The following is a 2,002-nucleotide window of genomic DNA, read 5'->3' on the forward strand; positions in this document are numbered from 1 at the left end:
TGTAGCTGCTTCAGCCATTCTCATTAACAATTCTTATTGCGGTGACCAGGTACAGGAAATGTAACTCCATCGAATTACTCTATCAAGACTATTGAGAAAAGTGTCGATGTCTTGATTGGAATTCAGATCATGAATGACCCTTAAATCTTTTGGGGGAGACGCCTGCATTTTGTGGGGATCTCGCTAGGCTATACAGAATCTATTTGTGCCCATAGATTTTGCCCATTTGTTATGACCACAACCCGCCCAATTAACTTACCCAGTCTTGAGGTATCTGAGCCTGTAGCCAATCACTACTCACGCATTGAAGCCTACGCTGAGCAAGATGCCATTCTGGGAAGTCCCAATCCCCGATATAAGCAGTCCACGATTTACTGCAATACGTATCTAGCTGTCCGGCTGCAACTGGTCGATGCGGATGCTTTAACAGATGCAGAGTTGGATTTGTCCATTTTCTAACGGTTAAAACCAGGCATACTAAAAGGCGATCGCCCCTTTGTAGAGTGCGATCGCCCACGTTATTCCCAATATCAAATTCGCCTGAACACCCATGATTTGTACAGGCGGGTTTAGCAGACAGAACCCCGCTGGTAGAGAGAGCCTGGGCAAAATCCGCCCCTAGCCATCTGGGATAGAGGCTGAAATTAACGTTTATGGGCAGCCTAGCGACTCCCGCGTATCCACACCTGTGACGGGGTTCGTACCCGTTGCCGTATCGCAGAGATAAAGAATCTGCTCCCGATCCAGCATGGCGTAGCTAAAATCTGCCCCGGTCACATTTGCCCCTTTGAAAAGGGTTTTCATCATCATGGCGGATTCGAGAACGGCGTCGCTCAGATCTACACCCGAAAAGTCGCTGAGATAGGCAATGCCATTACTAAAGTTAACGCCATGCATATTGGCGTTCTTAGCGATCGCCCCATTAAACACCGCTCCTTGCAAGTCGGCTCCGCTAAAGTCCACTCCTTTCAGGTCAACGTTGCTAAATTCTGCCCGGACTAAATCTTGACCTGCGTAGTTCTTTTCGGTCACGTTGACATCATCATAGGCTCGAATCGCAGCAGAGCTAGCAGCCCAAGCAGGTAGAGGCAGGGCTACGCTGACCAGCACGATTAAAACACCAAAGACCTTCCAGACGGCGCGCATAGGACGTTTGTAATATTTTTATAATGAGTTTCCTTAATCAAAGTTAACATTTTCGGTGGCTAGATTACCGATTGACGACTGTATTCGCGATCGCCACCCGTCTGATACGCATCCAGAAAACAGTGTTAAACCTGCTCAGGTTTAACGGTGGTGAAACTCCACGACATCTTCCCGAACCGTTACATCGTAATCCCCAAAGAAATCATGACCCAATAGCCCAATATCCAGTTCAGGCCCCGCGATCGCCACCAGTACATCATTGGCGATCGCCCCTTCCACCTCAATCGATTGCACCAGTCCCAGGGGAAGGGAAATGTTTCGCTGGCTAGCCGTATCCACTTTGGCTTCGCCCGTCGCCTGAACATTGAGAACATCGGCCATTTCTGCGGTGATCAGGGTGCCACTGGCTCCCGTATCCACAATCATCGGAAAGACCGTCGTACCGTTAAAGCGAACGTTGATCACGGGGGTGCCGCCTGCCCGTGCAACGATCGGCGCAACAATCACTGATGACTCTGATTTTGCCACCGGAGTCGGAGCTGAGCGGGTTTGCGTGGGGGGACGAGTGCTGCTGCTGGATGCCGTATTCGTAGGGGAAGTGGGACGCCCCGGCCTCACAACCACCACGCCTGAACTTTGATCGATGGGTTTGTTGGCTTGCTGCTGGGCGTAGGTCAGGTTGCGGCGATATTCTGAAAGCTTGGTTTGTGCCGTGGCATAGTTCGCGCTGGATTTGGGCACAGCCGCCAACAGGTCTACGGCTTGCTGCCATCGGCGAGCCACCAGGCTCCAATCATCCTGCGATCGCGCCGATTGACCCAGTTGAAACGCGCTAGAGGCGAGGCTAACCGCGTCC

The 2,002-nt window shown here is 51.4% G+C and carries 3 protein-coding genes; 1 reads left to right on the forward strand and 2 read right to left on the reverse strand.

Going from position 1 to position 2,002, the window contains the following annotated elements; translation table 11 throughout:
- The first annotated feature begins 231 nt into the window (after positions 1–231).
- Complete coding sequence (locus IGR76_10500; GenBank protein MBF2078923.1) at positions 232–459, forward strand: hypothetical protein; 228 nt, start codon at positions 232–234, stop codon at positions 457–459.
- Positions 460–651: 192 nt separating this feature from the next.
- Here the strand turns inward: IGR76_10500 and IGR76_10505 are convergent, their stop codons facing one another.
- On the reverse strand, positions 652–1,146 hold the full coding sequence (locus IGR76_10505; protein ID MBF2078924.1) for a pentapeptide repeat-containing protein: 495 nt from the start codon (positions 1,144–1,146) through the stop codon (positions 652–654).
- Between the two features lie 141 nt (positions 1,147–1,287).
- Positions 1,288–2,002 (reverse strand): retroviral-like aspartic protease family protein (locus tag IGR76_10510; GenBank protein ID MBF2078925.1); only part of this gene is annotated, 715 nt, incomplete at its 5' end.

Source organism: Synechococcales cyanobacterium T60_A2020_003 (assembly GCA_015272205.1).
In the GTDB taxonomy this organism is placed as follows: domain Bacteria; phylum Cyanobacteriota; class Cyanobacteriia; order RECH01; family RECH01; genus JACYMB01.